This is a genomic window from Variovorax sp. P1_H2 (assembly GCF_056405295.1).
Window position 1 is genome coordinate 13,973 of the sequence record NZ_JBFUCJ010000063.1, and the last position, 25,925, is coordinate 39,897.

Here is a 25,925-nt window from a genome sequence, read left to right on the forward strand (position 1 = left end):
TCCTGTATCGCGCTCAGTGCGACATCAGCACCGGCAGCGTCATGGATTGGAAGATCGAGCGCGTGGCCCCGCCCATCACCCATTCGCGCGCCCGGCTGTGGCCGTAGCACCCCATCACGAGCAGGTCCGCATTCGTTTCGGCGGCCATCGACAGCAGGTGCTCTCCGACATCGCTGACCTCCGGCCCTCCGGAATGCACCACGGCGGCCACGCCCTGGGCCTTCAGATAGGCCTGCAGGCGGCGCAGCGACGCCTCGGCGGCGTTGCCATAGCTGACCGCCCGCACGGAATCCGCACGGACCAGCCACGGCATCGCGGCCGATACCGCACGCGCGCTCTCGCGTGTCTCCTTCCACGCGATCAGCACGCTGCGCCCGACGGCGCTCACCTGTCCCACATAGGGCAGCAACAACGCAGGACGGCCGCTCTGGACCAGCGTGCTCGGCAGGAAGTCGACAGGCAACTCGTCGGCCGCGGAATCATCGGGGTCGCGCTGACCCAGGATCATCAGGTCGGCATACAGAGCGCACCGGGCGAAACCCCAGGGCGCATCGCTCAAGGGCTCGGACCAGTGAAGGCGGGGCGAGCCACCGGCGGCCTCCGTGAAGATCGCATGCGCCTTGTCGCGGCACGCCTGGTCGAGCTCCTGCATGATCGCCATGGCCTGCCCCGCGCCTTCCAGCGCGTACGGATAGCGCATCAGCGCCGAAGTCGTGCAAGGCAGGCCCGTGACTTCGGCGTCGAAAGCCTCTGCCAGTTGCCGCGCGACCCTGACCCGTTCCGCCGTGCGCGCGGAACTGTCCAGGTGCAGCAATATCGTCTTCGGTGTTTGCATGAAAGATCCTTCCAGGGCCATCGCCAGCATGCGAGGACATTAGCGTCGTCGACGGCAACTTTCCTTGCGCGGCGTCAAATCGCAAGCGGCACGCGATCCGGCAGACTCCGCACGAGGCGCGGGCCGAAGGCCTGGCATGGCCCGCAACCAAGGACCTCTGAATGAATGACCCGAAGGACGAACTGGACCGCACGCTGCACGCCGCCATAGCCAAGTGGACGCGGGGACTCTCGCCCGCTTCGTTGCTGCTGGCCTGGTCGGACTGGGCCATCCACCTGGCGGCGCAGCCTGCCCGCAGCGCCCAGGTTCTCATGCTGCGACCGTGGCTGAATGCACTGCGAATGGAAGGCCAGGGCACCGAGCAGGCTCCGGCGCACCCGCCCGCCCGCGCGTACGACCCTCGCCTCGCAGATCGTTGCTGGGACGAGTGGCCATTCAGCATCTACCGACAGGCCTTTCGCGCCAGCGAGCAGTCTCTGCGGGACCTCACGGAAGGCGTGCCCGGCGTGGAGCGCCACCACGGGCGGGTGGTCGCCTTCGCGGCGCAGCAGCTGCAGCTGATGCTCTCGCCGGCGAATTCGCTCGCCACCCATCCCCTGGCCCTGCGGCGGACCGTGGCCAGCGCGGGCATGAATCTGCTGCAAGGGGCACAGAACTGGGCCGACGACCTGCAGCGAAATCTCCGGCACCTGCCGCCGAAAGGCGCCGAGGACTTCGTTCCCGGCCAGCGCGTGGCCTGCACGCCGGGCAAGGTCGTGCTGCGCAATCGCCTCATGGAACTCATCCAGTACACGCCGACCACGCCGACCGTGCACCCCGAACCGGTGCTGATCATGAGCGCGTGGATCATGAAGTTCTACATCCTCGACCTGTCCCCGCACAACTCGCTGATCCGCTACCTGGTCGACAAGGGCCACACGGTGTTCGCGATCTCCTGGAAGAACCCCGAGGCCGCGGACGCCGACCTGGGCATCGAGGACTACCTGGCCCAGGGCCTGATGGCCAGCCTCGATGCCGTCGAGGCGATCGTTCCCGCCCAGCGCATCCACGCGCTCGGCTACTGCCTCGGCGGGACGCTGCTCGCCATCGGGGCGGCCGCGATGGCACGCGACCACGACAAGCGCCTGGCCTCGGTGACGCTGCTGGCCGCGCAGACCGACTTCACCGAACCGGGCGAGCTCGGCCTGTTCATCGACGAAAGCCAGCTGACCTTCCTGGAAGACGTCATGGCGCGCCAGGGCTACCTCGATTCCAGCCAGATGGCCGGTGCCTTCGCCCTGCTGCGCGCCGTCGACCTCATCTGGACGCCCATGGTGCACAACTACCTCCTGGGAGAGCGGGCGCCGATGACCGACCTGATGGCGTGGAACGCCGACGGCACGCGCATGCCCTACCGGATGCACGCCGACTACCTGCGCAGCCTGTTCCTCGAGAACGACCTGGCGGAGGGCCGCTTCCGGGTGAAGGGTCGCCCGGTCTCGCTCGGGGACATCAAGGCGCCGATCTTTGCCGTCGGCACCCGCACCGACCATGTCGCGCCCTGGCCTTCGGTCTACAAGCTGAACCTGCTGTGCGATGCCGACATCTCCTTCGTCCTCACCGATGGCGGACACAACGCGGGCATCGTGAGCGAACCCGGGCACCCGCACCGCGGCTACCAGCTCCTGCGCCGCGCAGCGGGTGCCCCCTATGTTCCGCCGGAGGCCTACGAGGCCGGTGCGGAGCGTATCGAAGGCTCCTGGTGGCCGGCCTTGCAGGCCTGGCTGGCCGACCACTCGGGAGCGCGCCGCAAGCCGCCACGCATGGGCGACGCCCGACGCGGCCTGGCGCCGGTCTGCGACGCACCGGGCCGCTACGTCCTGTCGCGATCGCCCTGACGCACCTTCGCAGCGCTTGATCCAGCGCAAGCCCGGCGCCGCCCCCGCACCTTAGAGTGGGCTCATGGGCGCCGTGCGCCTTCCACCCGATGAAAGGAAGCCGGAATGACCACGCGCGTCGCACTTGTCACCGGAGGGACGGCCGGCATCGGTGCCGCCACGGCGGAGGCCCTGCTCGCCGCGGGCTACCGCGTTGCGGCCAACTACGGCACTCACGCCGAAGCCGCGCAAATATTCGCCTCGCGGACCGGCATTCCCGCCTTTGCCTGGAACGTGGCCGACCCGGCCGCCTGCCGCGACGGGGTGGCGCGGGTCGAGGCCGAACTCGGCCCGGTCGAGGTGCTGGTCAACAACGCCGGCATCACGCGCGACGCCATGCTGCACAAGATGAGCTTCGAGCAATGGCGCGAGGTGCTCGACATCAACCTGGGCGGTTGCTTCAACATGTGCCGCGCGGTGATCGACGGCATGCGGGAGCGCCGCTTCGGCCGCATCGTCAGCATGGGTTCGGTCAACGGGCTCTCGGGCCAGGCCGGCCAATGCAACTACGCGGCCACCAAGGCCGGCCTGATCGGTTTCACGAAATCGCTGGCGCTCGAGGGGGCGTCGCGCAACATCACGGCCAACGTCATCGCCCCGGGCTACACGGACACGTCGATGGTCGGCGCCGTGCCGCCGGAGGTGCTGGCGCAGATACTGAAGTCCGTTCCGGCCGGACGCCTGGCGACGACCGCCGAGATTGCGCGTGCGGTGGTCTTTCTCGCGGCGGACGATGCCGGCTTCATCACCGGCGTCACGCTGTCGATCAACGGCGGCAAGTACATGCCCTGAGGACGACGGCGATGCGCGCGATGGTGCTTCATGCCGTCGGGCATGCACTGAAACTGGAACATCGCCCGCTGCCGGAACCTGCGGCCGGCGAGCTGCGACTTCGCGTGCTGGCCTGCGCGGTCTGCCGCACCGACCTGCACGTGGTCGACGGCGACTTGCCGCTGCCCCTGATGCCGATCGTTCCGGGCCATGAGATCGTCGGCGAGGTCGAAGCGCTCGGCGCTGGCGTCCAGGGGCATCGCGTCGGCGACCGGGTCGGCGTGCCCTGGCTCGGCCACAGTTGCGGGCATTGCGCCTTCTGCGCCGAGGGCCGGGAAAACCTCTGCGACACCCCGCGCTTCACCGGCTACCACCGCGACGGCGGCTTCGCGAGCCACGTCCTCGCGGAGGCCGACTTCTGCCTGCCTCTGGGCCGGCTGACGCAGCAGCCGGCCCGGATCGCGCCCCTGCTGTGCGCCGGCCTGATCGGATGGCGCTGCCTGAAGGCGGCCGGCAGCGGCGCGCGCCTTGGCCTCTACGGCTTCGGCGCAGCCGCCCACCTGATCGCGCAGGTGGCTGTCGGCCAGGGGCGCCGGGTCTTCGCGTTCACGCGGCCGGGAGACACCGAAGGCCAGGCCTTCGCCCGCAGCCTCGGCGCCGCGTGGTCGGGAGGATCGGACGAGCTTCCACCCGAGGCACTGGACGCCGCGATCATCTTCGCGCCCGCCGGCGAACTGGTGCCGACGGCCTTGCGGGCGGTTCGCAAAGGCGGGCGGGTGGTGTGCGGCGGCATCCACATGAGCGACATCCCCGCTTTCCCGTACCGCCTGCTCTGGGAGGAGCGCGAGCTGGTCTCGGTGGCCAATCTCACACGCGCCGACGCCCATGAATTCCTTGCGCTGGTGCGCTCGCATCCACCGCAGGTCCACGTCGCCACCTACCCGCTGGAGCAGGCCAACGAAGCGATGGCGGATCTGCGGGCCGGCCGGCTGCAGGGCGCGGCGGTGCTGCTGCCCTGAGCGGCCTCGGCTCCGCGCGCTCAATCCGGCGTCGCCACCACGCGCAGCACCTTGCCGCTGCGGCCGGCGTGGCCAGGTTCGCCGCTGCGGCAATGGACATGCACCCCCACCGCGCCCTGGGATTCGAGGAAGTCGCCGAGCACCCGGCGCGCCCGCTGCAGCAGGCGCTCGGCCTCGGTACCCGACAGGCCCGTGCGCAGGAGCAGCTTGCACGGCCCCTCCTGCACGAGCTGGAAGTCGAACAGGCCGGCTTCCTCTTCGAGCATCGTGCTCAGCGCCAGCGGAAGCACGCTGACCGGGCCCGAACTGGCGCGGCCCAGATGCAGGGTGTCCTCGCTGCGGCCCTGCACTTCGATCACGGGCAGGCAGKAGCCGCACGGGCATGCGCGTTCCTGCACCGTGACGCGATCGCCCAGGTCGTAGCGGATCAGGGGCTGCACGTGGTTCGCCAGGTTGGTCAGCAGGGTCGTCGCTGCCGCCTCGCCGGGCGCAACGGCTCGGCCCCGTGCGTCCACCGGCTCGAGAATCGCCCAGTCGCTGTTGAGATGCAGGTGGCCGTGCTGGCACTCGGACGCCAGGGACAGGAACTCCGACGCGCCGTAGCTGTTGGCCACGGGGCAGCCGAAGGCCCGCTTCACGAACTCGCGCTTGGCCTGCGACAGCTCTTCGCCGCCGGTCCACACCTCGCCCGGCGTCACGCGCAGGCGCCCGCCCATCCGTTCCTCGGCCAGCAGCACGGCCGCGCTGGGATAGGTGGCGATGACGGTCGGGGCGAAGGCGTTCAGTTCCGCCACGATGCCGTCGACCGGCTGCAGGAAGGAGATGCTGTGCATGCGCACCGACAAGGCCGGATTGAGACGCCGGAGGCGCTCGATCGACACCGTGCTCGCGAAGTGGCCGCCGGTCGCGCCGACGAAGGCCATGCGATCGGTCAGCCCCCACGGGTCCAGCAGGCGTTGCAGCGGCCGCAGGGCCGGCCGCCGCAGCGCCTCGAGCGCATCGTAGACCGCCATCGCCGTTGCGTCCTGCACGAAGATCCCGGGATCGCCGCTGCTTCCCGAGCTCTCCCACACCACGTAGCGACCGAGAAAGGGTTCGGCGATGCGCTGCCGGTCGGCCACGAAGCGGCGCATGTCGTCCAGCCGGAGACCGGGGTCGGCCACCCATTCGTCGAAGCACTGCATCAGATCGGCCTTGTGCATCACCGGCAGGTCCCCGAGGCGCAGGCTGCCCAGGTCGCGGCCCGCCAGCAGGCGACAGTACAGCGGCGACCGCAGCCTCGCCGCGGCGAGCAATTCGCCCAGGCGGCGTGCCTGACGGCCGGCGATCGAGTCGGCGGACGCGTGCGAGGCCAGTGCGACGTCCATCGCCACCGTCCCGGACAACCAGGGATCGACCGTCACCGGTGGGGCCGGGCTCATAGGGCAAGCTCCGTGCTGCGCACTGCGGTGCGAGCTTGCTTGGGGCGGCCCGGCGCGGCGCTCATGCTGGCCTCGCGCCCGTACCGTCGAGCAATCCAATGGTCATCGCCGCTCCTTCGAACATGGGAGCTTGGCAGTCGACGCGCGCATCGGCTTGATGCGCGTCAAGGGAACGCTGCTTCCCGCAAGCTTGATCCAGCGCAAGCCCGCCCACCCGTGGCGCGCGCACCATGCAAGCGCCCTCAGCGGCAAGGAGTTCGCACCATGATTCACAATGTCGGGACCATCGAATCGCCATGAAAGTCACTGCCCCTTCGAAAGTGCAAGGCGGCGCACGCGCCGTCGGATTGACGGCGGCCACCCTGGCGCTGCTGGGAGCCGGGGTGCTGTGGCTCGCGCTCAATGCGCTGGTTGCATGGGTCGCCCGGGATTGAGCCAGCCTCCTCGACTGCGCTATCAAGCGCCCCGGATTCGTCCCGCGCAAAGAAAACGGCCTGCGCCTTGTGGGCGTAAGCGTGTGAAAGGATTCGAACCTTCGACCCCTGGGGGCACGTTTGTCAGGTCTCTGCGCCACGCCAGGCGCGACATTGTCCTGGAACCGGCCGATGCGCCACGGAAAGCGCAGCCCGAATCTTGCGGCGACGTGTTCAGTGACATTTTGTGACATTTACCCAGATCTGAGGAAAAGGCGACGCGGTCAATATCTGCTCTGCTCGCATCGTGCGACAGAATGAACGCATGACCCAGACAGGCGATCTCTCGGACGAAGAACTCTTCGAGCACGCCAAGGCGCTCCGCCTTCAGGGACTCCACGGTGACAGCGAAGCGCGCAGAGCTGCCCAAGCTCTCGAAGCCGAAGCGAGACGCCGCTTCAGCATGGCTACGACGCTGTCAGCCCCGCTGGAGAAAATACCTGTCAGTCGACGCTCGTGGTGGCGGTTTTGGTGAGTCGTTGGCTCGCGCAGGGTCGAGCAGCGGCAGACCTGAGGCTGGTTTTGCCGCGGGCGGCACCTTGGTGCCAGATCTCCTTGCGAGGTTGCCCATCGCTACATGTAATACAAATGTGCACAACTTTGCAGCGGCATCGCGTGGATGGCGTCAAATCCTGAGTGGCGGGTTCTCCACCGTGGCGGTGGACAAGCCTGTGGAAAAGCATGGGCGCTTCGTTGCAACCCGTTACCAGTCGGCCGTCGCGACGCTGTGCCCACAAAAGTGGCAACGCAACCGCTGAAATCGGGACAGTCGCCGGCATCGAGGAACCGTCCTTGGTGGGCGGGCGCCGAAGCAACCTCTACCAGCGCCGGCAGACTGTCTGTCCGAAGGGTACGCCGCCAGAGTTAAGCCTTCGTGACGCAAGGGCGTCTGTGCGCCCCCGGCGCGCCATGAGCGAGCCTTTTCGAGCGGCCCAGGCTGGCAGACGCGCGCGAACGACGCGCTTCGAGAGTACGTCGCGCGAAGCCGGTGAGGGTCGGACCTAATCTCTGATCGCTAGGCGCCATGCGGGATTGCGGACCGTTGCACCTCCCAGACCAGGAAATCAGGCTTTCCCCGAACCCAAACCGGATTCGCCCAGTCAGACGGCCGCCTTGCATCTGCATCGCTGGGCCGCGGCGCAGCTCAAAAGGCCGTCGTTTTCCGACGTCTGGATGCCTCTGCAAACAGGCCGCAAGGCGGCGCCGGCCTTGGCGCAGCGGCCCTCCGACACCCTCGTCGAAATCGGCACATTTAGCGAGCAGGCGGGGCGGGGTCACGAGCGCGCGCTGTGGGGTTGAGGCGGCTTCGGCCCGCCTCTCAGCCCTGGGAGGGATGGCCCCCGGAATGCGAAGAGCGCGTGCAAGGGCCGCGCGAGGCGCTGGGGCGCGTTCGGCGACGGTGTCGGAGGCCTTGCGGCGCCGACCGCCTGCCGGGTGTCGCGCGACAGCAAATGCCCCCTGCTCCGCAAAGCGCCACGTGACGCATGCGGTCGGCCTTCGCGACACGATTACCTGTTCCCCCTCAGATTCGCGTCACCATTTCTGATCCGACGTTGTCCTGTGCAGCGCCGATCGGTGAAGTCGTCGACAGACTGCTTTTCGGCATCCATTGCGTCCGCTGACCGGCGGCGTCGGGCGCGTTGCAGTCCCATGGTGACTGGGAGCGAACGACCGCACCGCGCTGGCAAGCAGTCGTTCAGTCTTGAGCGCATGACACCAGGCCGAGTGCGCCGCACGTAAGGGTGATTGCGTGTCTTCTTGGTTCACACGTGGGCAAGCCGTTTATTGCGCTGCACGCATCAATAGGACCAAACATTGCAATTCCCCTAACGTAGCCTGCGTCGCACACTTGCTCCTCAGAACTGCTGCCGCTTGGTGCAGTCAGCAAAGGAGACAACATTGGACGCACAGCAAGATCAGCTGCAATCGTGGGTCGGACGCAGCGAGACAATCGAAGACACCATCAATCCCACCCCCGTGGTCGCTCTGACGGCAACTCTGGACCATCCGGCGACGCCGGTAGTTGCGGGCACCACGCTTCCCCCACTCTGGCATTGGCTCTACTTCCTGCCGATGCATCGGCAGAGCGAAATCGGCGCCGACGGCCATGCCAAGCGCGGTGGCTTCCTTCCGCCGGTTCCCCTGCCTCGGCGCATGTGGGCCGGCAGCCAGTTCGAGTTCCGCGCCCCGATCCACGTGGGCGACCGTGTCGCGCGAACCTCGACCATCGATGACGTCACGACGAAGGAAGGCCGCACCGGCAAGCTCGTGTTCGTGAAGGTGCGCCACGAGGTGCGCTGCAACGAGGCTGTCGAGCCGGCGCTGGTCGAGTTTCACGACATCGTCTACCGCGAAGCTCAGGGCCCGGACGATGTGATGCCTGCACCCCAAGCCGCACCGGCCGATGCCGCCTGGCGCCGCCAGATCGTGCCGGACGACGTGCTGCTGTTCCGCTACTCGGCGCTCACCTTCAATGGCCACCGCATCCACTACGACCGCCAGTACGTGACACAGGTGGAGGGCTACCCGGGCCTGATCGTGCACGGTCCGTTGATCGCGACGCTGCTGATGGACCTCCTGCGCCGCCAGCTGCCCGATGCCGACGTGGCGAGCTTTCGCTTCAAGGCCGTCCGCCCGACTTTCGACCTGAACGCGTTTCACGTCAGCGGCCAACCGCATGCCGACGGCAAATCGATCCGCCTCTGGGCCTCGGACCACGAGGGCTGGCTGACGATGGACGCCACTGCCGTGCTGCGCTGATCCACCCCACAACATCAAGAGAGATCAATTCATGCAGCCACTCAAGGGCATCACCGTCGTCACGCTGGAACACGCGATTGCCGCTCCCTTCGCCACTCGCCAGTTGGCCGACCTCGGCGCCCGCGTCATCAAGATCGAGCGCCCCGGTTCGGGCGACTTCGCCCGCGGCTACGACGAACGCGTTCGCGGTCTGGCGTCGCACTTCGTCTGGACCAACCGCTCCAAGGAAAGCCTGACGCTCGATGTGAAACACCCCGATGCCGCCCAGGTGCTCGAACGGTTGATCATGGAGAAAGCCGACGTCGTCGTGCAAAACCTGGCGCCGGGCGCTGCGACGCGCCTCGGCCTGGGCTACGACAAGCTTTCCAGCGCCAAGCCAGGCTTGATCGTCTGCGACATTTCCGGCTACGGCGACGACCCGCACAATCCCGGCCCGTACCGCGACAAGAAGGCCTACGACCTGTTGATCCAAAGCGAAGCCGGCTTTGTATCCGTGACAGGCACGCCTGAAGAGCCCTGCAAGGCGGGCCCCTCGATCGCGGACATCGCCGCCGGCATGTACGCCTACAGCAACATCCTGGCGGCGCTGTTGCAGCGTGGCCAGACCGGCAAGGGGCAACGCATCGACATCTCGATGCTGGAGTCGCTGGCCGAGTGGACCAGCTACCCGCTCTACTACGCCTTCGAAGACGCCGCGCCGCCGCCGCGCACCGGCGCCAGCCACGCCACGATCTATCCATACGGCCCGTTCCCGGCCGGCGACGGCAGCACCGTGATGCTGGGCTTGCAGAACGAGCGCGAATGGGTCAGCTTCTGCGACAAGGTGCTGAAGCAGCCCGATCTCGCGAAGGATCCGCGCTTCACCGCCAACTTCAAGCGCGTGGCAGAACGAACCGCGCTGCGCCAGATCATCGTGGACGCCTTCCAGCCGCTGACCGGTGCGCAGGTGGTCGAGCGACTCGAGCTCGCGCAGATCGCCAATGCCCGGGTCAACACCATGAAGGAAGTCTGGGCGCATCCGCAACTCGCCGCGCGCGGGCGCTGGACCGAAGTCGGAACCGCCGTGGGTCCGGTGCCCGCCATGCTGCCGCCTGGCACCTGGAACACCGGCCCGCGCATGGAACCGGTGCCTTCGCTCGGCGAGCACACGGACGCAATCCTGGCCGAACTCGGCTACAGCGCGGCCGAAATCGCCAGGCTGCACACGTCCAAAGCCGTCTGAGGTCGCTGTCATGCCCGCCGGATTACCGCCTCCTGCCCGGACCTACCTCTTTGTGCCCGGCACGCGGCCGGAGCGCTTCGACAAGGCGCTGGCCAGCGGTGCCGACAAGGTCGTTCTCGACCTCGAGGACGCCGTGGCCACCGACGACAAGGCCAATGCACGCAGCGTTGTCGTGACATGGCTGCAGAGTGCGACGCGCGCAGACCGGTCGCGCATCGTGGTGCGTATCAATGACGCCGGCTCATCCTGGTTTGCCGCCGACCTTGCGGCGTTGAGCGACGCGCCTGGGATCAGCGTGCTCTTGCCCAAAACCGAGTCGGCCGCGCAGATCGCCGAGACTCAGGCCGCGTTGCCTGATGCGGGCATCCTCGCGCTCATCGAAAGCGCGCGCGGTGTGTCCGAAGTGGACCTCATCGCGACCGCCGGCGCGCAGCGCCTGGTGTTCGGCACGCTCGATTTCGCACTCGACCTCGACATGGACATCACGACGGACGCGTCCGGCCTTGGCTATGCAGCCAGCCGCATAGCAATCGCCTCACGCCTGGCAGGCCTGCCGGCACCGGTAGCAGGCGTCACACCGCAACTCGACGACGAGGCACGCTTGCTGTCGGATCTTGCCGATGCGCGACGGTTTGGCTTCGGCGCCAAGCTTTGCATCCACCCCCGCCAGGTACAGCCGATCCACGCAGCGCTGCATCCGAGCGCGGAGGCGCTGGACTGGGCCCAGCGCGTCCTGGTTGCCGATGCCGCATCGCCYGGCGCCGCGCGGCTCGATGGACGCATGGTCGACCGACCCGTTGTGCTACAGGCACAACGCACGCTGGCCCTTGCCMGCAACTGACCTCATTCACCAACTTCCACCGCAGAAAGAGACAAGGACCATGGCCTCCACCATCATCGATTCGCGCATCTTCGGCGACATGTTCAGCGACGCACGCATGCGCGACGTCTGGTCCGACGAGAACCGCACCGCCAAGTACCTGGACATCGAGCGCGCTCTCGCGAAAGTGCAGGGCGAGCTCGGCATCATTCCGAAGGAAGCGGCGGATGAGATCGTCCGGAACTGCAACTTGTCGCAGATCGACTGGGCGAAGTTGAAGGCCAAGACCGAGCAGATCGGGTATCCCATCATTGCCGTAGTCAACCAGATCAATGCGAACTGCCGAGACAAGCTTGGCGAGTACTGCCACTGGGGCGCCACCACGCAGGACATCACCGACACGGCCGCCGTCCTACAGATGCGCGAAGGCCTCACGCTGGTCGAGCAGGACCTGGACGAAATCGGAGATGCGCTTGCCGCCCTGGCGAAGAAGTACCGTGACACGCCGGTCATCGGCCGCTCCAACCTGCAGCAGGCCACGCCAATCACCTTCGGCTACAAGATGGCGAGCATCCTGGCGGGGATCGATCGTCACCGTGAGCGCCTACAGCAGCTCAAGCCGCGCGTCCTGATGGGCGAGTTTGGCGGTGCGTCGGGTACCTTGTCCTCCTTGGAGAAGGGCGCGATGGAAACCCAGGCCGGACTAATGAAGGAGCTGGGCCTGGCCCAGCCGCTGATCTCGTGGCACACGGTGCGCGACACCATCGCGGAGGTCGGCGCCTTCCTTGGGCTGGTCGGTGGCTCGCTCGGCAAGATCGCGATGGACGTCAAGCTGATGATGCAGACCGAGGTGGCGGAGGTCTTCGAGCCCTTCGCTCCGGGCCGCGGCTCGTCGTCGACCATGCCGCAGAAGCGCAACCCGATCTCCTGCCTCTACATCCACGCCAACATCTCGGTCGCGCGCCAGCACGCGGCTGCGCTGATGGATGCGATGGTTGCTGACCACGAGCGCTCGACCGGGCCGTGGGAAATCGAGTGGGTATCGCTCCCAGAGATCTTCTGCCTGATGTCAGGTGCGTTGAAGCAGACCAAGTTCATTCTCAAGGGCCTGGAAGTCGACGCCACCCGCATGCGCGCCAACATCGACATCACGAACGGCCTCGTGATGTCCGAGGCCGTGATGATGGGCCTGGGCCCGTACATCGGCCGCGAATACGCGCACGACCTGGTTTATGACCTGTGCCGCCAGGCACTCGCCGGCAACCGGCCGTTAATCGAGATCCTGGTTGCCCACCCGGAGATCAACAAGCACGTCACGCGAGCCCAGCTTGATGCGATGTGCGACCCGGCGAACAACCTCGGCCAGGCCGGCGTCATGGTCGATCGCGTGCTCAGCGCGCGCCGCTGAGGCCGTCCCCGCCCAACGCTTCCGACCGAACCGGCGCAGACCGGTACGCATTTGTGCGCCTCTCAAACCGGAGACAACGTCGTGAACATGCGCAAGCTCTTGAAGCTCCTCTACGTCCAGGTCCTGATCGGCCTGATCCTCGGCATCACCGTAGGCCACTATTGGCCGGACTTCGGCGCCAGCCTCAAGCCGCTCGGTGATGGCTTCGTCAAGCTGGTCAAGATGATGATCGCCCCGGTGGTGTTCTGTACCATCGTCACCGGCATCACCTCATTAGGTGATTCGAAGGAAATCGGCAAGACGCTGTTGAAGGCAATGGGCCTGTTCTACGCACTGACGATCCTGGCGCTGATTACCGGCCTCGTCACCGTGTTCGTGATGCAGCCGGGCGCCGGCATGCACATCGACCCGAAGAACCTGGACGCATCGGTGGCGACACGGTTCGCGAACGAGATTCACATCCATGGCTTTACCGACTTCGTGCTTCACATTATCCCCAACGCCTTCTTTGGTGCGTTTGCCGACGGCGAAGTATTGCCGGTGCTGCTGCTGGCGGTGCTGTGCGGCTTCGGCCTGACGCGCATTGGCACGGCGGCCAAGCAGGTGCTCGACGGCATCGACGGCTTCTCGCACATGCTTTTCGCGGCCTTCAGCATCATCATGCGGCTGGCGCCGATCGGTGCATTCGGCGCGATGGCCTTCACCGTAGGGCGCTACGGCATCAAGTCGATCGGCTCCCTCGGGCTGCTGATCGGGACTTTCTATGTGGCCTGCATCTTCTTTGTGGTCGTGGTGCTCGGCGTGCTGTCGCGTCTGCACGGGTTCAAGCTGTGGCAGCTGATGCGCTACATCAAGGAAGAACTGCTCGTGGTGCTCGGCACCTCGTCGAGTGAACCGGTGCTTCCCCGCCTATTGCTCAAGCTGGAGCTCCTCGGTTGCAAGAAGGGCGTGGTCGGGCTGGTGCTGCCAACCGGCTATTCGTTCAATCTCGACGGCACGGCCATTTACCTCACGCTGGCGTCGATGTTCATCGCCCAGGCCTGCGACATCCATCTGTCTTGGCTGCAGATCGCCTCGATGCTGGGAATCATGCTGCTGACCTCCAAGGGCGCAGCGGGGGTCACGGGCAGCGGCTTCGTCGCCCTCGTGGCCACGCTCACCGTCATGCCCGAATTGCCGGTTGCCGGCGTGGCGCTCATTGTGGGTATCGATCGATTCATGTCCGAGGCGCGCGCGCTCACCAGCACCATCAGCAATGCCGTCTGCTGCGTCGTGGTCTCGATCTGGGAAAACGCGTGCGACCGCGACGTACTACGGCGCGAGCTGGCAGCGAACTACGCCAACGCGGAGCACGATCTCGACGAGGGCCCCGCCGACTTGGCGGGACCGATCGGTCATGCTGGACCGGCCCATTGACGCCAGCCGCCGAGCCTTGAGCACGGCCGACTCCTGATCTTCAACTCTCCGCGCGGCGGCCTACGGGCTTGCCGCGCTTTGCCTTCATCTCGGAGAAGAAGGCGTAGAGCTGCTGCGCGGCCGGGGACAGAGTCCGGCCCTTGCGCCGAATGAGGCCGATCTTGCGGGTGATCACCGGGTCGTAGAGCGGCACGCTCACCAGCAGCGGATGGTCCGCGTCCGGCATGGCGATCGAAGGCACCGCAGCCACGCCGAGTCCCGCCTCCACCAGGCCGAGCATCGTCGTGACGTGTTGGGTCTCGTAGATGCTCTGCGGACGGCCAGGCAGGCCCGAAAGCGCCTGGTCCAGCAGCAGCCGGTTGCCCGAGGCCTTGCTGACCGAAATGTAGTCGTACTGCGCCAGTTCGGTCCAGCTCACGCGGCGCTTCCTGGCGAGCGAATGGTCCCGCCTGCAAGCCGCGACGAATCGCTCCTCCAGCAAGGGCTTGAATTCGATGTCGGGCTCCTTGCCGCCGACGAAGTTCAGCCCGAAGTCGGCCTCGCCGCGGGACACGGCCGACAGCACCTCGTTGGCGCTGGCGTCGAAGACCTTGACCCGGATCTTCGGGTAGCGTTCGTGGTAGCGCGAGATCACCTGCGACAGGAAGTAATAGACGGTCGAGGGCACGCAGGCGATCGTCACCTCGCCCATCCGCGTGGCCGCCACGCCGCGAATGCCCAACAGCGTGTGGTCGAGGTCGTCCAGGAKTTGCTGCACTTTGCGATCGAAATCGCGTCCCACCGAGGTCAGGCTCACTCGACGGGTGGTGCGGTCGAGCAACCGCACACCGAGCGCCTCCTCGAGCTTTTCGATGCGTCGGCTGAAGGCCGGCTGCGACACATGCAGCGCCTCGGCTGCCTTGCGGAAGCTGTTGAGTTCGGCCACCGCGCGGAATGCCTGTAGATCGTTGAGATTGAAGTTGATGGCCATGACGCAGGGCTCCCGAGGCAGTGTCACTGATCCACAGTGTGCATCAATCGATCCTAAACATGCAATTCACAGAACGCTTCCGAAAGACGAACATTCGATCACGGCCGAACAAGAGCCTCCCAGTTTCGACCATCCACCGGAGTAGACAAATTGAAGATCCAGAAGATTCGCCTCGTAGCCGCTGTTGCGCTGGCTGCGACCATGGCCTGCGGCAGCGCGGTCGCCGCCTTTCCTGAAAAGTCAATCACCCTCGTGGTCCCGACGGCGGCAGGAGGTGCCAACGACGCCATGGCGCGCGTCATCGGCCAGGCCATGTCGGCAATCCTCAAGCAGCCCGTCATCGTCGACAACAAGGCCGGCGCCAACGGCGCCATCGCCAGCGAGTACGTGATGCGCGCGGCGCCCGACGGCTACACCCTGATGCTGGGCTACATCGCAACCCATGCGATGAACCCGGCACTGCAAAAGCTTCGCTACGACCCGGTGAAGGATTTCGAGCCCGTCGGCATGGTCGGATCGTCGGCAACGGTGATGGTCCTCAATCCGAACGTCAAGGCCGGCAGCGCGAAGGAAGTCGTGGCAATGCTCAAGGCCGCTCCGGACAAGACCAGCTACGCCTCGGCCGGCAACGGCACCGCGCCGCACTTCGCCGCCGAGATGTTCAAGCTTTCGACGGGTACCAGCATGCTGCACGTCCCCTACAAGGGCTCTGCGCCGGCCATCACGGACACCATTGGTGGCCAGACGCAAGTGATGTTTCCCAGCCTCTTCACGGCCATGCCGTACGTCAAGGCCGGCAAGCTGAAGGCAGTGGGTGTTRCAGGCACCAAGCGCTCGACGCTCATGCCGGACGTACCCACATTGCAGGAGCAGGGCATCGCCGACGTCGACGTCTCGCAGTGGTACGGCATCTTCGCGCCGGCGAAGACGCCCAAGCCGGTGATCGAGCAGCTCAACAAGGTGCTCAACGAGGTGCTGGCCGACAAGAGCGTGATCAAGCGCCTCGAGGACCACGGTGCCGAAGTCTCGACCATGACGCCCGACCAGATGCGCACCTATGTGGCGCAGGAGCAGGTCAAGTGGAAGAAGGTGGTCCAGGCGGCCAAGATCACCGCGGATTGAGATGAGCCGCTCCATCCCTTGCGTGCTGATGCGCGCCGGAACATCGCGCGGCCCTTTCTTCCTGCGCGAGTGGCTGCCCGAAGGCGACGAGGCCCGTGACCAGGCGCTGATCGGCGCCATCGGTGCCTCCGACCCGCTGCAGCTCGACGGCGTGGGCGGCGGCAGCACGCTCAACAGCAAGGTCGCCATCGTGTCGCGCTCGTCGCAGCCGGGCTGCGACATCGACTATCTCTTCGCGCAGGTGGGCGTGGGCCACCGGTCGGTCGACACGCGGCCGAACTGCGGCAACATGCTCTCGGGCGTCGCGCCTTTCGCGATCGAGCAGGGTTTGATTGCTGCGACGGACGGCACCACCAGCGTTCGCGTCTACAACGTCAACACCGGGTCGCGCATCGACGTGACGGTGCGGACGCCTGGCGGCCGCGTGACCTATGAAGGCGACGCCCGCATCGATGGTGTCGCCGGCACGGCGGCGCCGATCCTGCTCAACTTCCTCGATGCGTGGGGTTCGGTCACCGGGCAGGTCTTCCCGACGGGCAAGCGAATCGACACGATCGACGGTATCGAGGTGACCTGCATCGATGCGGCCATGCCGTTGATGATCGTGCGCGCCGGCGATCTCGGCGTCACGGGGCGCGAGAAGCCGGCGGCGCTCGATGCGAATACTGCGCTCCTCGAGCGGCTGGAGAGCCTTCGCCTCAAGGCCGGCCGCAGGATGGGCCTCGGCGACGTCTCCAACAGCGTCATCCCGAAGCCGGTGCTGGTCAGCACGGGCGAGTCGAATGACAGCATCACCTCCCGCTACTTCACGCCGCGTAAATGCCACGCGTCCCATGCCGTGACGGGAGCCATCGGCGTCGCCAGCGCGTTTGCCTTGCCGGGAACGGTCGCGAGCGGGGCTGCGCGCGAACCGGGACGCCACAACCTGGTCGTGTTGCATCCCGCCGGGCAGATCGATGTCGAAGTCGAATTGAAGGGCAGCGCAGGCGCCGCGACCGTGGACCGCGCCGCCCTCGTTCGCACGGCGCGAAAGATCATGCAGGGCGAACTGCACCTACCGGACTACGTGTTCTCACGTCCCGACGCTCGGGCCGCGGAGGCCTCATCCTTCCCGCAAAGAGCCCTGACCATCATCGTGCCGACGCGTGCCGGTGGGGGCAACGACACGATGGCTCGCATCATTGCGGCCAAGTTGGGCCCGCTTCTCGGCCGGGAAGTGCTGGTCGACAACCGGGCCGGGGCAAACGGTGCCATCGCGAGCGAGTACGTGGCGCGCTCCGCGCCGGACGGCCACACCTTGATGTTCGGCTATGTCGGGACGCACGCGATGAACCCGGCGCTGCAAAGGCTGGGCTACGACCCGGTGGGCGATTTCGAGCCCGTCGGGCTCGTCGGTTCTTCGTCGACCTTGATGGTCACCCATCCGGAGAAGGGCGCGCCCGACCTGCAGACGCTTATCGCTCGTCTGAAGGCCTCGCCACGCTGCTTCAGCTACGCATCAGCTGGCGATGGGACGCCGCCGCACTTCGCCGCCGAACTGTTTCAGCTCAGCAGCGGAACGTCGATGGACAGCGCGACTTATGAGGGCGCCGCACCTGCGATCGCCGACACGGTTAACGGTCGATCGCAGGTTATGTTTCCCAGCCTGTTCACGGCATACCCTTTCATCCGTGCGGAACAACTGCGCCCCTTGGCGGTGGCAGGACCGAGGCGCCTGGAGGCCCTTCCTGCGGTGCCGACCCTCGCGGAGCTGGGCGTGACGGGGGTGGATGTCGTGCAATGGTATGGGCTGTTCGCGCCGGCCGGTACGCCCGCGACAGCCATTGATCGCCTCAATCGGGCACTCAACGAGGTACTGGCCGACCCGCAGGTCGTCGAACGCTTCGAGAGCCATGGTGCGCACGCCGAACCTGGAGGCGCCGACGCGCTTGCGCAGAGGATGCAGGCGGATCTTGCCCGCTGGCGCCAAGTCGTGGTTCAGGCCGAGCTTGCACCGAAAGAGTCGCGCCAACTCGCGCTGGATTGACGCGTCGCCGATACGGACTGGTGCCGGGGGCGCACAGTTCGATCAAAGGATTCAATCGCAGCGTCACGGGTCAGGTAGTCGATCGGCTGTACAGGCTGGTCACTTTGTCCATGACAGCCAGAATGTTTTCGCTCGATGCGAACACGTTTGCGCTGCGCTCCGGTGAGGCGGCGTCCGCACCCCGTTGCGTAAGCGCAGCCGCATAGAACACCCATTGGTTTCGCGCCAGTTCGATCTCCTGCTTGATGGCCGATGTCGCCTCAGGAGCATTGGCGAGTACGTCCAGCGCAGACACGAACTCGGCGCGCGCCTTGTCCAGCTCTGCCTGAGCGTTGGGGAGAGGCACCTTCCAGGCCATTGCAAGATAGAACTTCGCCACCCGCTGCGACAGCATGCGTTGGCGCCCTGCAATGTTGACGAGCCGGCCCAGTGGCTTGCCGGACACCTGCTCAAGCTGGGATGTGCCTTTGTTCGCCAACGCCAGCACTTTGCCGTCGAGCTCGATGAGCGCCGTTGCGTTCTCGCGCACCGGCGCCTGGCCGACAAGCATGACCTTGTAGTCGCTCCAGAGCACCTCGAGCTCACTGTACGTCGCCTTGACGTCGGGCGTCGGGGCGAATGCTTTGAGTTCCACGAGTTGGCGCTCGAAGAGCGCCATCGAGGCGGCCAGGATCTCCGCCGCGCGCTGGGTGGCCACACCCTGGCCGGCCGCCATATAGGCCTTGGCGACGCGCTGCGACAACATGCGCTGACGCCCCGCCTTGTTGATCGCATCGTTCAGATCGACGACCTGCGCAAAGCTTTTGTCCACGGTCAGCAACGTGAGGCTGCCCATCCATCCGATCGCGGTTCGCCGGTCCATCATGCTTCCTCTTTAGATGTATCAAATTGTCGCACGCGCGGTGGAGTCACGGTGTGCCAGGAGAGTCTCGGTTCGGAAATCGTGGTGATGCGGCTCGGGGCCTGAGGGCTGAGAACCACCGGCAGGGTGCGCGGCAGCTTGACCGAAGCAGGCTCGCCTTTTGCATTTTCGGATCGCTTTGCCGATGAGACCTGCTCGCCCTTCGGTTTCTCGGGAAGCAACGCATCGGCTACCAACAGGCAGAGCAYCGGACCCACTATCATCTCGAGCAGGAGACGCTTGCGCGATGGCACTTCGCCAGTCTTGCGATCTCGCGCGAAGGACGGGTGAACCAGGCTCACGATTCCCGCCCCGAAGAGCACAACGGCGAAGACGGCCAGAGAGGCCGCCAATGAACAATCCCATTTTTTCTACTCCCAAGATTCTCGTCAGGCTTGTGAGGCGCGCATCTCCGTGACAGCAGAGATGCCGCGCCGCCTCTACCTACAGTTCCAGCAAATTCGCGACGTTGCCTACGGCCCGCGCGGCCTGCAGCAGCCGCGCGCTCGAGCTGCGGAAAAAGCGGTGCGGCGGCGCAGCCAGCCTGCCCAGCGACTACCTCTTCATCACGAAGAACGGCAGGCCTTGCGGGAAGGAATCGTTCAAGAGTTTGTGGCGCGTGGTGCGCACGAAGCTGAAGCTCGAGGCGCGCGAGATCACCTTCCACGACATGCGCGCGAAGGCCGGTTCGGACTCCGAATCGGACGTAGCCGCCAAGGACCGACTGCACCACGAAGACGTAAAGGTGACGAAGCGCGTGTACCGCCGCAAGGTGCCGATTTCCACCCCTTTGCCGTCTGCGATTGGGGGGCGTGGAAAAGGCTGAGACCTGCCGGGTTTGTCAAAAACCACCGGATTTTGCGAGCGCAAAGAAAAACGGCCTGCGCCTTGTGAGCGTAAGCCGTTGATCTATCTGACGATTTTGGTCGGTGTGAAAGGATTCGAACCTTCGACCCCTTGCACCCCATGCAAGTGCGCTACCAGGCTGCGCCACACACCGAAGCTCTCAATTATAGCCGCCAGATTTCAGTGACTCGAGCCGAGCAGCTCACGAATTTCAATCAGTTCGCGCCGCAACTGGACCAACTGCGACAGATCGATGGTCCGGCCGGATGCCCCGGCACTCTCGGGCACCTCCATGTCGTCCTGCAGCGCCGCGTCGAACTCCTCCTGGTCGATCTCGATCGCCTCCATGCCTTCGAGCGGGATCTCGCCCGCCTTGCGGCGGTCGCGCTCGGACTGGACCAACTCCTGCAGCTTGTTGCGCGCACCACTGATCGTGAAGCCCTGGTCGTAGAGCAGGTCGCGGATGCGGCGGATCATGAGCACCTCGTGGTGCTGGTAGTAGCGCCGGTTGCCGCGCCGCTTCATCGGGCGCAGTTGCGTGAACTCCTGCTCCCAGTAGCGCAGCACATGCGGCTTGACGCCACAGAGCTCGGCCACCTCACCGATCGTGAAGTAGCGTTTGACGGGGATCGGCGGGAGGGTTTTCTCCATTGAAATCAAGACAGTGCGAGCGAAACCTCATAGGTTACTCCACCGCCGCACGGAGCACCAATGTTATTCGGCGCCCAGGCTCCATTCGACCTCATGCGGGGCGGCGTCGCCGATGCTTCCGTGAATTTGTTCCTTCAGCTTGGCGCTCGCGTGGAAGGTCGCCACGCGCCGCTCGCCGATCGGAATGGCCTCGCCGGTGCGCGGATTGCGCCCGGGGCGCGGCGCCTTGACGCGGATCTGGAAGTTGCCGAAGCCGGAGATCTTGACGTCAGTGCCCTCGATCAGGCTGTTGGCGATCAGGTCGAAGAAGGCTTCGACCATGTCCTTGGACTCGCGCTTGTTCAGGCCGATCTGCTCGAACAGCAGATCGGCCAGGTGCGCCTTGGTCAGCGCCGGTGTTTCGAGGGCCTCGAGCGTGAAATCCATGGCGTTCATACCCGCAGACGGGCACCGAGCCGGGCGCCGAGTTGATCGATGATCTTGCGCACCGCCGCTTCGACCTGCTCGTCGGTCAGTGCGCTGTGGCTGCTGAAACTGAGGCGAACCGCCATGCTCTTCTCGCCCACTGCAAGGCCGCCGCCGGCGACCGTGCCATCGCGGGCCACCGCCGGGCGATAGATGTCGAACAGCGAAAGCTCGCTCAGCAGGCTGGCGTCGGAAGCGGCGCGGATGGCACCCATCAGCGCGTCGTGCGTGACCGACTCGGCCACCACCACCGCCAGGTCGCGCTCGACCGGCTGCAGCTTGGGCACCGGCTTGGCGACCGGCACCGGACGCGCCGTGACCGCATCGAGCTCCAGCTCGAACAGGATCGGCGCCTGCGCGAAGTCCCATTTCTGGCGCCAGCGCGGATGCAGCTCGCCGACGACGCCGATCGCGCGGCCGTCGAGCAGCACGCGCGCCGCGCGTCCCGGGTGCAGCGCCGGATGCTCGACCGGCTCGAAGGTCGGCAGGCGCGGGGCCAGCAAGGCCTCGACGTCGCCCTTGATGTCGAAGAAATCGACCCGTTCGGCCTTGCCTTCCCAGCGCCCTTCCTCGGCATCGCCCCAGGCCAGGCCGGCCACCCGCATCGGCTGGTGGATGCCCTTGACGGTGCTGTCGGTGGTGACGACCGTGGTGTCGCGCAGGAACACGCGGCCGAGCTCGAACACGCGCACCTGTGTCGCCTTGCGGTCGAGGTTGAACTTGAGCACCTGCAGCAGCGAGCCGAGCAGCGACGAGCGCATCACGCTCATCTGGCTGGCGATCGGGTTCAGCAGCTTGATCGGATCGGCATTGCCGGCGAGCTCCTGCTCCCAGTGGGCCTCGACGAAGCTGAAGTTGATGGTCTCCTGGTAGCCAAGGTCCGCCAGCCGGTAGCGCACCGCGAAGCGGCTGCGCTCCGCCTCGGGCCGCAGCCGCGCGGTGATCGGCGCCAGCGGCGGCGTGGTCGGAAGATTCTGATAGCCGACGAGGCGCGCCACCTCCTCGATCAGGTCCTCCTCGATCAGCAGGTCGAAACGATGCGGCGGCGGCGTCACGACCAGCGTGCCATCGCCCTCCTCCAGCGGCAGCGACAGGCGGCGCAGCGCGCCGGCGCAGTCGGCCTGGGTGAGCGGCATGCCGATCACGCGCGCCGCACGGGCCACGCGCAAAGTGACGGGCTTCGCTTCGGGCAGCCGCAGCGTCTGGTCGTCGATGGCGCCGGCCTCGCCGCCGCAGATCTCGGTCACCAGCTGCGTGATGCGCTCGATGATCTCGACGGTGCGGCTGGGGTCGACGCCGCGCTCGAAGCGGTGCCCGGCATCGGTCGAGAAGTTGAAGCGGCGCGAACGGCCCTGGATGCTTTCGGGCCACCAGAAGGCCGCTTCGATGTAGATGTTGCGGGTGTCGTCGGAGACCGCCGTGGCGTCGCCGCCCATGATGCCGGCCAGCGACTCGACCTCGCGCTCGTCGGCGATCACGCCAACCTTCTCGTCGACCGTGACGGTGTTGCCGTTCAACAGCTTCAGCTGTTCGCCGGCCTTGCCCCAGCGCACCGTGAGGCCGCCGTGGATCTTGTCGAGATCGAAGATGTGGCTGGGCTGGCCGTACTCGAACATCACGTAGTTCGAGATGTCGACCAGCGGCGTCACGCTGCGCTGGCCGCAGCGGGCCAGCCGGTCGACCATCCAGGCCGGCGTCGCGACCTTGGTGTCGACGCCGCGCACGATGCGGCCCGAGAAGCGTCCGCACAGGTCGGGCGCCTCGACCTTCACGGGCAGCTTGCCAGCGAAGGCCGCCACCGCCGGCGCGATCGCCGGCTTCTTGAGCGGCGCGCCGGTCAGCGCTGCGAGCTCGCGCGCAATGCCGTAGACGCTCAATCCATGCGCCAGGTTCGGCGTCAGCTTGAGGGTCAGCAGCGAATCGTCGAGCTTCAGCACCTCGCGGATGTCGGCACCGATCGGTGCATCGGCGGCCAGCTCGAGCAGGCCGCCATGGTCCTCGCTGAGCTTGAGTTCGCGCGCCGAGCACAGCATGCCCTGGCTCTCGACGCCGCGCAGCTGGCCGAGCTTGATCAGGAAGGGCTTGCCGTCCTCGCCCGGCGGCAGTTCGGCACCAACCAGCGCCAGCGGCACCTTGATGCCGACGCGCGCATTCGGCGCACCGCAAACGATGCTGAGCAGGGTGCCCTGCCCGGCATCGACCTGGCACACGCGCAGCCGGTCGGCGTTCGGGTGCTGGACGGCTTCCTTGATCTCGCCGACCACGACCTTGCTGAACGGGGGCGCCACCGGCCGGCGCTCCTCGACCTCGAAGCCGCCCATCGTGAGCGTCTCGGCCAGTGCTTCGCTGCTGAGCTGCGGGTCGCAGAATTCGCGCAACCAGGACTCGGGGAATTGCATCTCGTCGATCTCGTTGTAGTTGTCGTGTTTACTGGAACTGACTCAGGAAGCGCAGGTCGCCGTCGAAGAACAGGCGCAGGTCGTTGACGCCGTAGCGCAGCATGGTGAGCCGGTCCGGGCCCATGCCGAAGGCGAAGCCGATGTAGCGCTCGGGGTCCAGCCCCATGTTGCGCACCACGTTCGGATGCACCTGCCCCGAGCCCGCGACCTCGAGCCAGCGGCCGGCCAGCGGGCCGTGCTGGAACTGGATGTCGATCTCGGCGCTCGGCTCGGTGAAGGGGAAGAAGCTGGGCCGGAAGCGCAGCACAAGGTCATCGCTCTCGAAGAAGGTGCGGCAGAAATCGGTGAATACGACCTTCAGGTCCTTGAAGCTCACGTTCTCGCCCAGCCACAGGCCTTCGCACTGGTGGAACATCGGCGAGTGCGTGGCGTCGCTGTCGACGCGGTAGGTGCGGCCCGGCGCAATCACGCGGATCTCGGGCGCCTTCACGGTGCCGGTGGTGTCGGCTGCCGCGGCCTCGAACTGCGCCGCGTATTTCTTGACGTGCTGGTTCGCGTAGCGCACCTGCATCGGGCTGGTGTGCGGGCGCAGGTTGTAGGGCACGCCGTCCTCGCCGTCGATGTCGACGTAGAAGGTGTCCTGCATCGAGCGCGCCGGATGGTTCGGCGGGTTGTTGAGCGAGGTGAAACTGTGCCAGTCGCTCTCGATCTCGGGGCCATCGGCGACATCGAAGCCCATGCTCGAGAAGATCGCCTCGATGCGCTCCATGGTGCGGCTCACCGGATGCAGCCCACCGGCCACGCGGCGGCGGCCGGGCAGCGTGACGTCGAGCGCCTCGGCCCGCAGCTGCACCGCGAGCTCGTCGTCGGCCAGTTGCTGGCGGCGCTCGGTGAGCGCGGCCTCGATCGCCTGCTTGGCAACGTTGATCTGGGCGCCGCGCGACTTCTTCTCGTCGACGCTGAGTGCCGCCATGCCCTTCATCAGTTCGGTGATACGGCCGGACTTGCCGAGGAACTGCGCCTTCGCGTTCTCGAGTTCGGCCGGGACCTTCGCTTCGGCGAAGGCGGCGCGTGCGGTGTCGACCAGGGAGTCCAACTCGTTCATGGAGAAATTCTTCGAGATCAAAAAAGAAATGCGAGGGGTGCCACAGGATGAAAAAAGGGCTGGAGCCCTTTCAAGCGCCAGCCCTTGACGTGGGCGCAGGCCGCAGTCCGGAGACCGCCACCTGCTTTGCAGGATCAAGCAGCCAGCTTGGCCTTGACCTGCTCCACGATGCCGGCAAAAGCGGCCTTGTCGTGCACGGCGATATCGGCCAGCATCTTGCGGTCGATCTCGATTCCGGCCTTGCGGATGCCATTGGCGAACTGGCTGTAGGTCAGGCCCAGTTCACGCGAGGCGGCGTTGATACGCGCGATCCACAGTTGACGGAACACGCGCTTCTTGGTGCGGCGGTCACGGTAGGCATATTGGCCCGCCTTCATCACCGCCTGCTTGGCGATGCGGAAGACATTGCCGCGGCGACCGCGGAAACCCTTGGCGAGTGCGAGAACCTTCTTGTGGCGGGCGCGAGCCGTTACACCACGTTTGACGCGAGGCATGTGTGTACTCCTTGTTCGTCTGGATTAAATGCCGCTGCCGGGCAACATGGCGGCCATCGAAACCATGTTGGTCTCGTGAACTGCCGTTGCACCCCGCAGGTGACGCTTGTTCTTGGTGGTCTTCTTGGTCAGGATGTGACGCTTGAAGGCTTGACCGCGCTTGACGGTGCCACCGGGACGAACGCGGAAACGTTTTTTCGCGCTGCTCTTGGTCTTCATTTTGGGCATGTGAATGCTCCTTTAGTTTGTGCTCGTGAGGCGCCGCGGAAACTCCACGGGCTTGTTGGCCCCGAGACACTTCTTTATCTCGCTGCGGCCTTCACCCGAGGGCGAAGGCCACAGCGAAATCCCTCGAAAACTTGCCCGCCCAGGCGGGCGACGACTCAGGCCGCCGCCGGAGCGGTTGCCGGCGCGGCTTCGGCCGCCGGCTTTGCAGCCCCACCCGCCTTCTTGCGGCCTGGCGCGATCATCATGATCATCTGCCGGCCCTCGAGCTTCGGGAACTGCTCGACGACGATCAGGTCGGCGAGTTCGTCACGGATGCGCTGCAACAGCGCCAGACCGAGCTCCTGGTGAGTGATTTCACGACCGCGGAACCGCAGCGTGATCTTGCACTTGTCACCCTCTTCAAGAAAGCGCCGGATGTTGCGCATCTTGATGTTGTAGTCACCATCGTCGGTACCGGGCCGGAACTTGATTTCCTTGACCTCGATGACCTTCTGCTTCGACTTCGCCTCGGCCGCCTTCTTCTGCTCGTGGTACTTGAACTTTCCGTACTCGATCAGCCGACAGACGGGCGGATTGGCCGCCGCGACGACTTCGACCAGGTCGACGTCTTGTTCACCAGCCAGGCGCAAGGCCTCGGCAAGACTCACTACACCCAAT

Annotated in this window: 25 protein-coding genes, 1 tRNA gene and 1 pseudogene; 14 read left to right on the forward strand and 13 right to left on the reverse strand. The window is 66.1% G+C overall.

What is annotated here, in order from left to right; genetic code table 11:
- Positions 1-13: 13 nt before the first annotated feature.
- Entirely contained in the window at positions 14-835 is an 822-nt protein-coding gene (locus AC1D2E_RS20630) for a universal stress protein (RefSeq protein ID WP_478199124.1), read from the reverse strand.
- 161 nt (positions 836-996) lie between these two features.
- On the opposite strand from AC1D2E_RS20630, the gene AC1D2E_RS20635 reads away from it, so the two are divergent.
- The 3 genes from AC1D2E_RS20635 (at position 997) to AC1D2E_RS20645 (ending at position 4,541) form a co-directional block, all read left to right on the forward strand.
- On the forward strand, positions 997-2,712 hold the full coding sequence (locus AC1D2E_RS20635; protein ID WP_478199125.1) for a PHA/PHB synthase family protein: 1,716 nt from the start codon (positions 997-999) through the stop codon (positions 2,710-2,712).
- Between the two features lie 105 nt (positions 2,713-2,817).
- Positions 2,818-3,543 (forward strand): acetoacetyl-CoA reductase, encoded by a 726-nt coding sequence (gene phbB, locus AC1D2E_RS20640; RefSeq protein WP_478199126.1) that lies wholly within the window; start codon positions 2,818-2,820, stop codon positions 3,541-3,543.
- Between the two features lie 11 nt (positions 3,544-3,554).
- Complete coding sequence (locus AC1D2E_RS20645) at positions 3,555-4,541, forward strand: zinc-dependent alcohol dehydrogenase family protein (RefSeq protein ID WP_478199127.1); 987 nt, start codon at positions 3,555-3,557, stop codon at positions 4,539-4,541.
- 20 nt (positions 4,542-4,561) lie between these two features.
- Here the strand turns inward: AC1D2E_RS20645 and AC1D2E_RS20650 are convergent, their stop codons facing one another.
- Positions 4,562-5,962 (reverse strand): phenylacetate--CoA ligase family protein, encoded by a 1,401-nt coding sequence (locus tag AC1D2E_RS20650; RefSeq protein ID WP_478199128.1) that lies wholly within the window; start codon positions 5,960-5,962, stop codon positions 4,562-4,564.
- Positions 5,963-6,258: 296 nt separating this feature from the next.
- Between AC1D2E_RS20650 and AC1D2E_RS20655 the strand changes: the two genes are divergently transcribed.
- The 8 genes and pseudogenes from AC1D2E_RS20655 (at position 6,259) to dctA (ending at position 14,061) form a co-directional block, all read left to right on the forward strand.
- A complete protein-coding gene (locus AC1D2E_RS20655; RefSeq protein ID WP_478199129.1) occupies positions 6,259-6,396 on the forward strand; it encodes a hypothetical protein in 138 nt (45 codons plus the stop codon).
- A gap of 962 nt (positions 6,397-7,358) precedes the next feature.
- A pseudogene (locus AC1D2E_RS20660) lies at positions 7,359-7,427 on the forward strand (BrnA antitoxin family protein); the annotation flags it as partial.
- 121 nt (positions 7,428-7,548) lie between these two features.
- Entirely contained in the window at positions 7,549-7,734 is a 186-nt protein-coding gene (locus tag AC1D2E_RS20665; protein WP_478199130.1) for a hypothetical protein, read from the forward strand.
- Between the two features lie 600 nt (positions 7,735-8,334).
- Positions 8,335-9,195: an HTD2 family dehydratase gene (locus AC1D2E_RS20670; RefSeq protein WP_478199131.1), complete on the forward strand. Its 861-nt coding sequence runs from the start codon at positions 8,335-8,337 to the stop codon at positions 9,193-9,195.
- A gap of 31 nt (positions 9,196-9,226) precedes the next feature.
- Positions 9,227-10,417 carry a CaiB/BaiF CoA transferase family protein gene (locus AC1D2E_RS20675; RefSeq protein ID WP_478199132.1) on the forward strand — a complete coding sequence of 397 codons (1,191 nt, stop codon included), beginning with the start codon at positions 9,227-9,229 and terminating at the stop codon, positions 10,415-10,417.
- Between the two features lie 10 nt (positions 10,418-10,427).
- Positions 10,428-11,258 (forward strand): HpcH/HpaI aldolase/citrate lyase family protein, encoded by an 831-nt coding sequence (locus tag AC1D2E_RS20680; RefSeq protein WP_478199133.1) that lies wholly within the window; start codon positions 10,428-10,430, stop codon positions 11,256-11,258.
- Between the two features lie 40 nt (positions 11,259-11,298).
- Positions 11,299-12,645: a class-II fumarase/aspartase family protein gene (locus AC1D2E_RS20685; protein ID WP_478199134.1), complete on the forward strand. Its 1,347-nt coding sequence runs from the start codon at positions 11,299-11,301 to the stop codon at positions 12,643-12,645.
- An 81-nt stretch (positions 12,646-12,726) separates the two neighbouring features.
- Complete coding sequence (gene dctA / locus AC1D2E_RS20690) at positions 12,727-14,061, forward strand: C4-dicarboxylate transporter DctA (RefSeq protein ID WP_478199135.1); 1,335 nt, start codon at positions 12,727-12,729, stop codon at positions 14,059-14,061.
- Positions 14,062-14,101: 40 nt separating this feature from the next.
- On the opposite strand, the gene AC1D2E_RS20695 is transcribed toward dctA, so the two are convergent.
- Positions 14,102-15,031, reverse strand: a complete 930-nt coding sequence (locus AC1D2E_RS20695) for a LysR family transcriptional regulator (protein WP_478199136.1) — start codon at positions 15,029-15,031, stop codon at positions 14,102-14,104.
- A gap of 201 nt (positions 15,032-15,232) precedes the next feature.
- On the opposite strand from AC1D2E_RS20695, the gene AC1D2E_RS20700 reads away from it, so the two are divergent.
- Positions 15,233-16,153, forward strand: coding sequence for a Bug family tripartite tricarboxylate transporter substrate binding protein (locus AC1D2E_RS20700; protein ID WP_478199144.1), 921 nt, complete (start codon positions 15,233-15,235; stop codon positions 16,151-16,153).
- 1 nt (position 16,154) lies between these two features.
- A complete protein-coding gene (locus AC1D2E_RS20705) occupies positions 16,155-18,179 on the forward strand; it encodes a 4-oxalomesaconate tautomerase (RefSeq protein ID WP_478199137.1) in 2,025 nt (674 codons plus the stop codon).
- 70 nt (positions 18,180-18,249) lie between these two features.
- Here the strand turns inward: AC1D2E_RS20705 and AC1D2E_RS20710 are convergent, their stop codons facing one another.
- Entirely contained in the window at positions 18,250-19,041 is a 792-nt protein-coding gene (locus AC1D2E_RS20710) for a type IV pili methyl-accepting chemotaxis transducer N-terminal domain-containing protein (protein ID WP_478199138.1), read from the reverse strand.
- The gene (locus AC1D2E_RS20715) at positions 19,041-19,433 is read right to left on the reverse strand and encodes a hypothetical protein (protein ID WP_478199139.1); all 393 of its coding nucleotides are present in this window, start codon (positions 19,431-19,433) and stop codon (positions 19,041-19,043) included. The genes AC1D2E_RS20710 and AC1D2E_RS20715 overlap by 1 nt, the downstream gene beginning before the upstream one ends.
- Before the next feature lie 116 nt (positions 19,434-19,549).
- Here AC1D2E_RS20715 and AC1D2E_RS20720 point away from each other — a divergent pair, with 116 nt between their 5' ends.
- Positions 19,550-19,906 (forward strand): tyrosine-type recombinase/integrase, encoded by a 357-nt coding sequence (locus AC1D2E_RS20720; RefSeq protein ID WP_478199140.1) that lies wholly within the window; start codon positions 19,550-19,552, stop codon positions 19,904-19,906.
- Positions 19,907-20,003: 97 nt separating this feature from the next.
- Here AC1D2E_RS20720 and AC1D2E_RS20725 read toward each other — a convergent pair.
- From AC1D2E_RS20725 to infC, 8 genes are all read right to left on the reverse strand, one after another.
- Positions 20,004-20,080 (reverse strand) — tRNA-Pro (locus tag AC1D2E_RS20725).
- A gap of 26 nt (positions 20,081-20,106) precedes the next feature.
- Positions 20,107-20,577, reverse strand: coding sequence for a MerR family transcriptional regulator (locus AC1D2E_RS20730; RefSeq protein WP_478171849.1), 471 nt, complete (start codon positions 20,575-20,577; stop codon positions 20,107-20,109).
- 63 nt (positions 20,578-20,640) lie between these two features.
- Positions 20,641-21,012, reverse strand: a complete 372-nt coding sequence (locus AC1D2E_RS20735; protein WP_478171850.1) for an integration host factor subunit alpha — start codon at positions 21,010-21,012, stop codon at positions 20,641-20,643.
- Positions 21,009-23,441, reverse strand: a complete 2,433-nt coding sequence (gene pheT / locus AC1D2E_RS20740) for a phenylalanine--tRNA ligase subunit beta (RefSeq protein WP_478199141.1) — start codon at positions 23,439-23,441, stop codon at positions 21,009-21,011. Before pheT ends, AC1D2E_RS20735 begins: the two co-directional genes overlap by 4 nt.
- Before the next feature lie 28 nt (positions 23,442-23,469).
- Positions 23,470-24,546: a phenylalanine--tRNA ligase subunit alpha gene (pheS, locus tag AC1D2E_RS20745; RefSeq protein WP_478199142.1), complete on the reverse strand. Its 1,077-nt coding sequence runs from the start codon at positions 24,544-24,546 to the stop codon at positions 23,470-23,472.
- 134 nt (positions 24,547-24,680) lie between these two features.
- The gene (gene rplT / locus AC1D2E_RS20750) at positions 24,681-25,040 is read right to left on the reverse strand and encodes a 50S ribosomal protein L20 (RefSeq protein ID WP_012747009.1); all 360 of its coding nucleotides are present in this window, start codon (positions 25,038-25,040) and stop codon (positions 24,681-24,683) included.
- 24 nt (positions 25,041-25,064) lie between these two features.
- Complete coding sequence (rpmI, locus tag AC1D2E_RS20755; protein WP_028253491.1) at positions 25,065-25,268, reverse strand: 50S ribosomal protein L35; 204 nt, start codon at positions 25,266-25,268, stop codon at positions 25,065-25,067.
- A 155-nt stretch (positions 25,269-25,423) separates the two neighbouring features.
- A complete protein-coding gene (gene infC / locus AC1D2E_RS20760; protein ID WP_478199143.1) occupies positions 25,424-25,924 on the reverse strand; it encodes a translation initiation factor IF-3 in 501 nt (166 codons plus the stop codon).
- Between the last annotated feature and the right edge of the window lies 1 nt (position 25,925).

Bases quoted from the DNA above. Each gene is read 5' to 3' on its own strand.
- AC1D2E_RS20630 (WP_478199124.1), bottom strand. From the start codon at position 835: ATGCAAACACCGAAGACGATATTGCTGCACCTGGACAGTTCCGCGCGC.
- AC1D2E_RS20635 (WP_478199125.1), top strand. From the start codon at position 997: ATGAATGACCCGAAGGACGAACTGGACCGCACGCTGCACGCCGCCATA.
- phbB (WP_478199126.1), top strand. From the start codon at position 2,818: ATGACCACGCGCGTCGCACTTGTCACCGGAGGGACGGCCGGCATCGGT.
- AC1D2E_RS20645 (WP_478199127.1), top strand. From the start codon at position 3,555: ATGCGCGCGATGGTGCTTCATGCCGTCGGGCATGCACTGAAACTGGAA.
- AC1D2E_RS20655 (WP_478199129.1), top strand. From the start codon at position 6,259: ATGAAAGTCACTGCCCCTTCGAAAGTGCAAGGCGGCGCACGCGCCGTC.
- AC1D2E_RS20675 (WP_478199132.1), top strand. From the start codon at position 9,227: ATGCAGCCACTCAAGGGCATCACCGTCGTCACGCTGGAACACGCGATT.
- AC1D2E_RS20685 (WP_478199134.1), top strand. From the start codon at position 11,299: ATGGCCTCCACCATCATCGATTCGCGCATCTTCGGCGACATGTTCAGC.
- AC1D2E_RS20705 (WP_478199137.1), top strand. From the start codon at position 16,155: ATGAGCCGCTCCATCCCTTGCGTGCTGATGCGCGCCGGAACATCGCGC.
- AC1D2E_RS20710 (WP_478199138.1), bottom strand. From the start codon at position 19,041: ATGGACCGGCGAACCGCGATCGGATGGATGGGCAGCCTCACGTTGCTG.
- AC1D2E_RS20730 (WP_478171849.1), bottom strand. From the start codon at position 20,577: ATGGAGAAAACCCTCCCGCCGATCCCCGTCAAACGCTACTTCACGATC.
- AC1D2E_RS20735 (WP_478171850.1), bottom strand. From the start codon at position 21,012: ATGAACGCCATGGATTTCACGCTCGAGGCCCTCGAAACACCGGCGCTG.
- pheT (WP_478199141.1), bottom strand. From the start codon at position 23,441: ATGCAATTCCCCGAGTCCTGGTTGCGCGAATTCTGCGACCCGCAGCTC.
- pheS (WP_478199142.1), bottom strand. From the start codon at position 24,546: ATGAACGAGTTGGACTCCCTGGTCGACACCGCACGCGCCGCCTTCGCC.
- rplT (WP_012747009.1), bottom strand. From the start codon at position 25,040: ATGCCTCGCGTCAAACGTGGTGTAACGGCTCGCGCCCGCCACAAGAAG.
- rpmI (WP_028253491.1), bottom strand. From the start codon at position 25,268: ATGCCCAAAATGAAGACCAAGAGCAGCGCGAAAAAACGTTTCCGCGTT.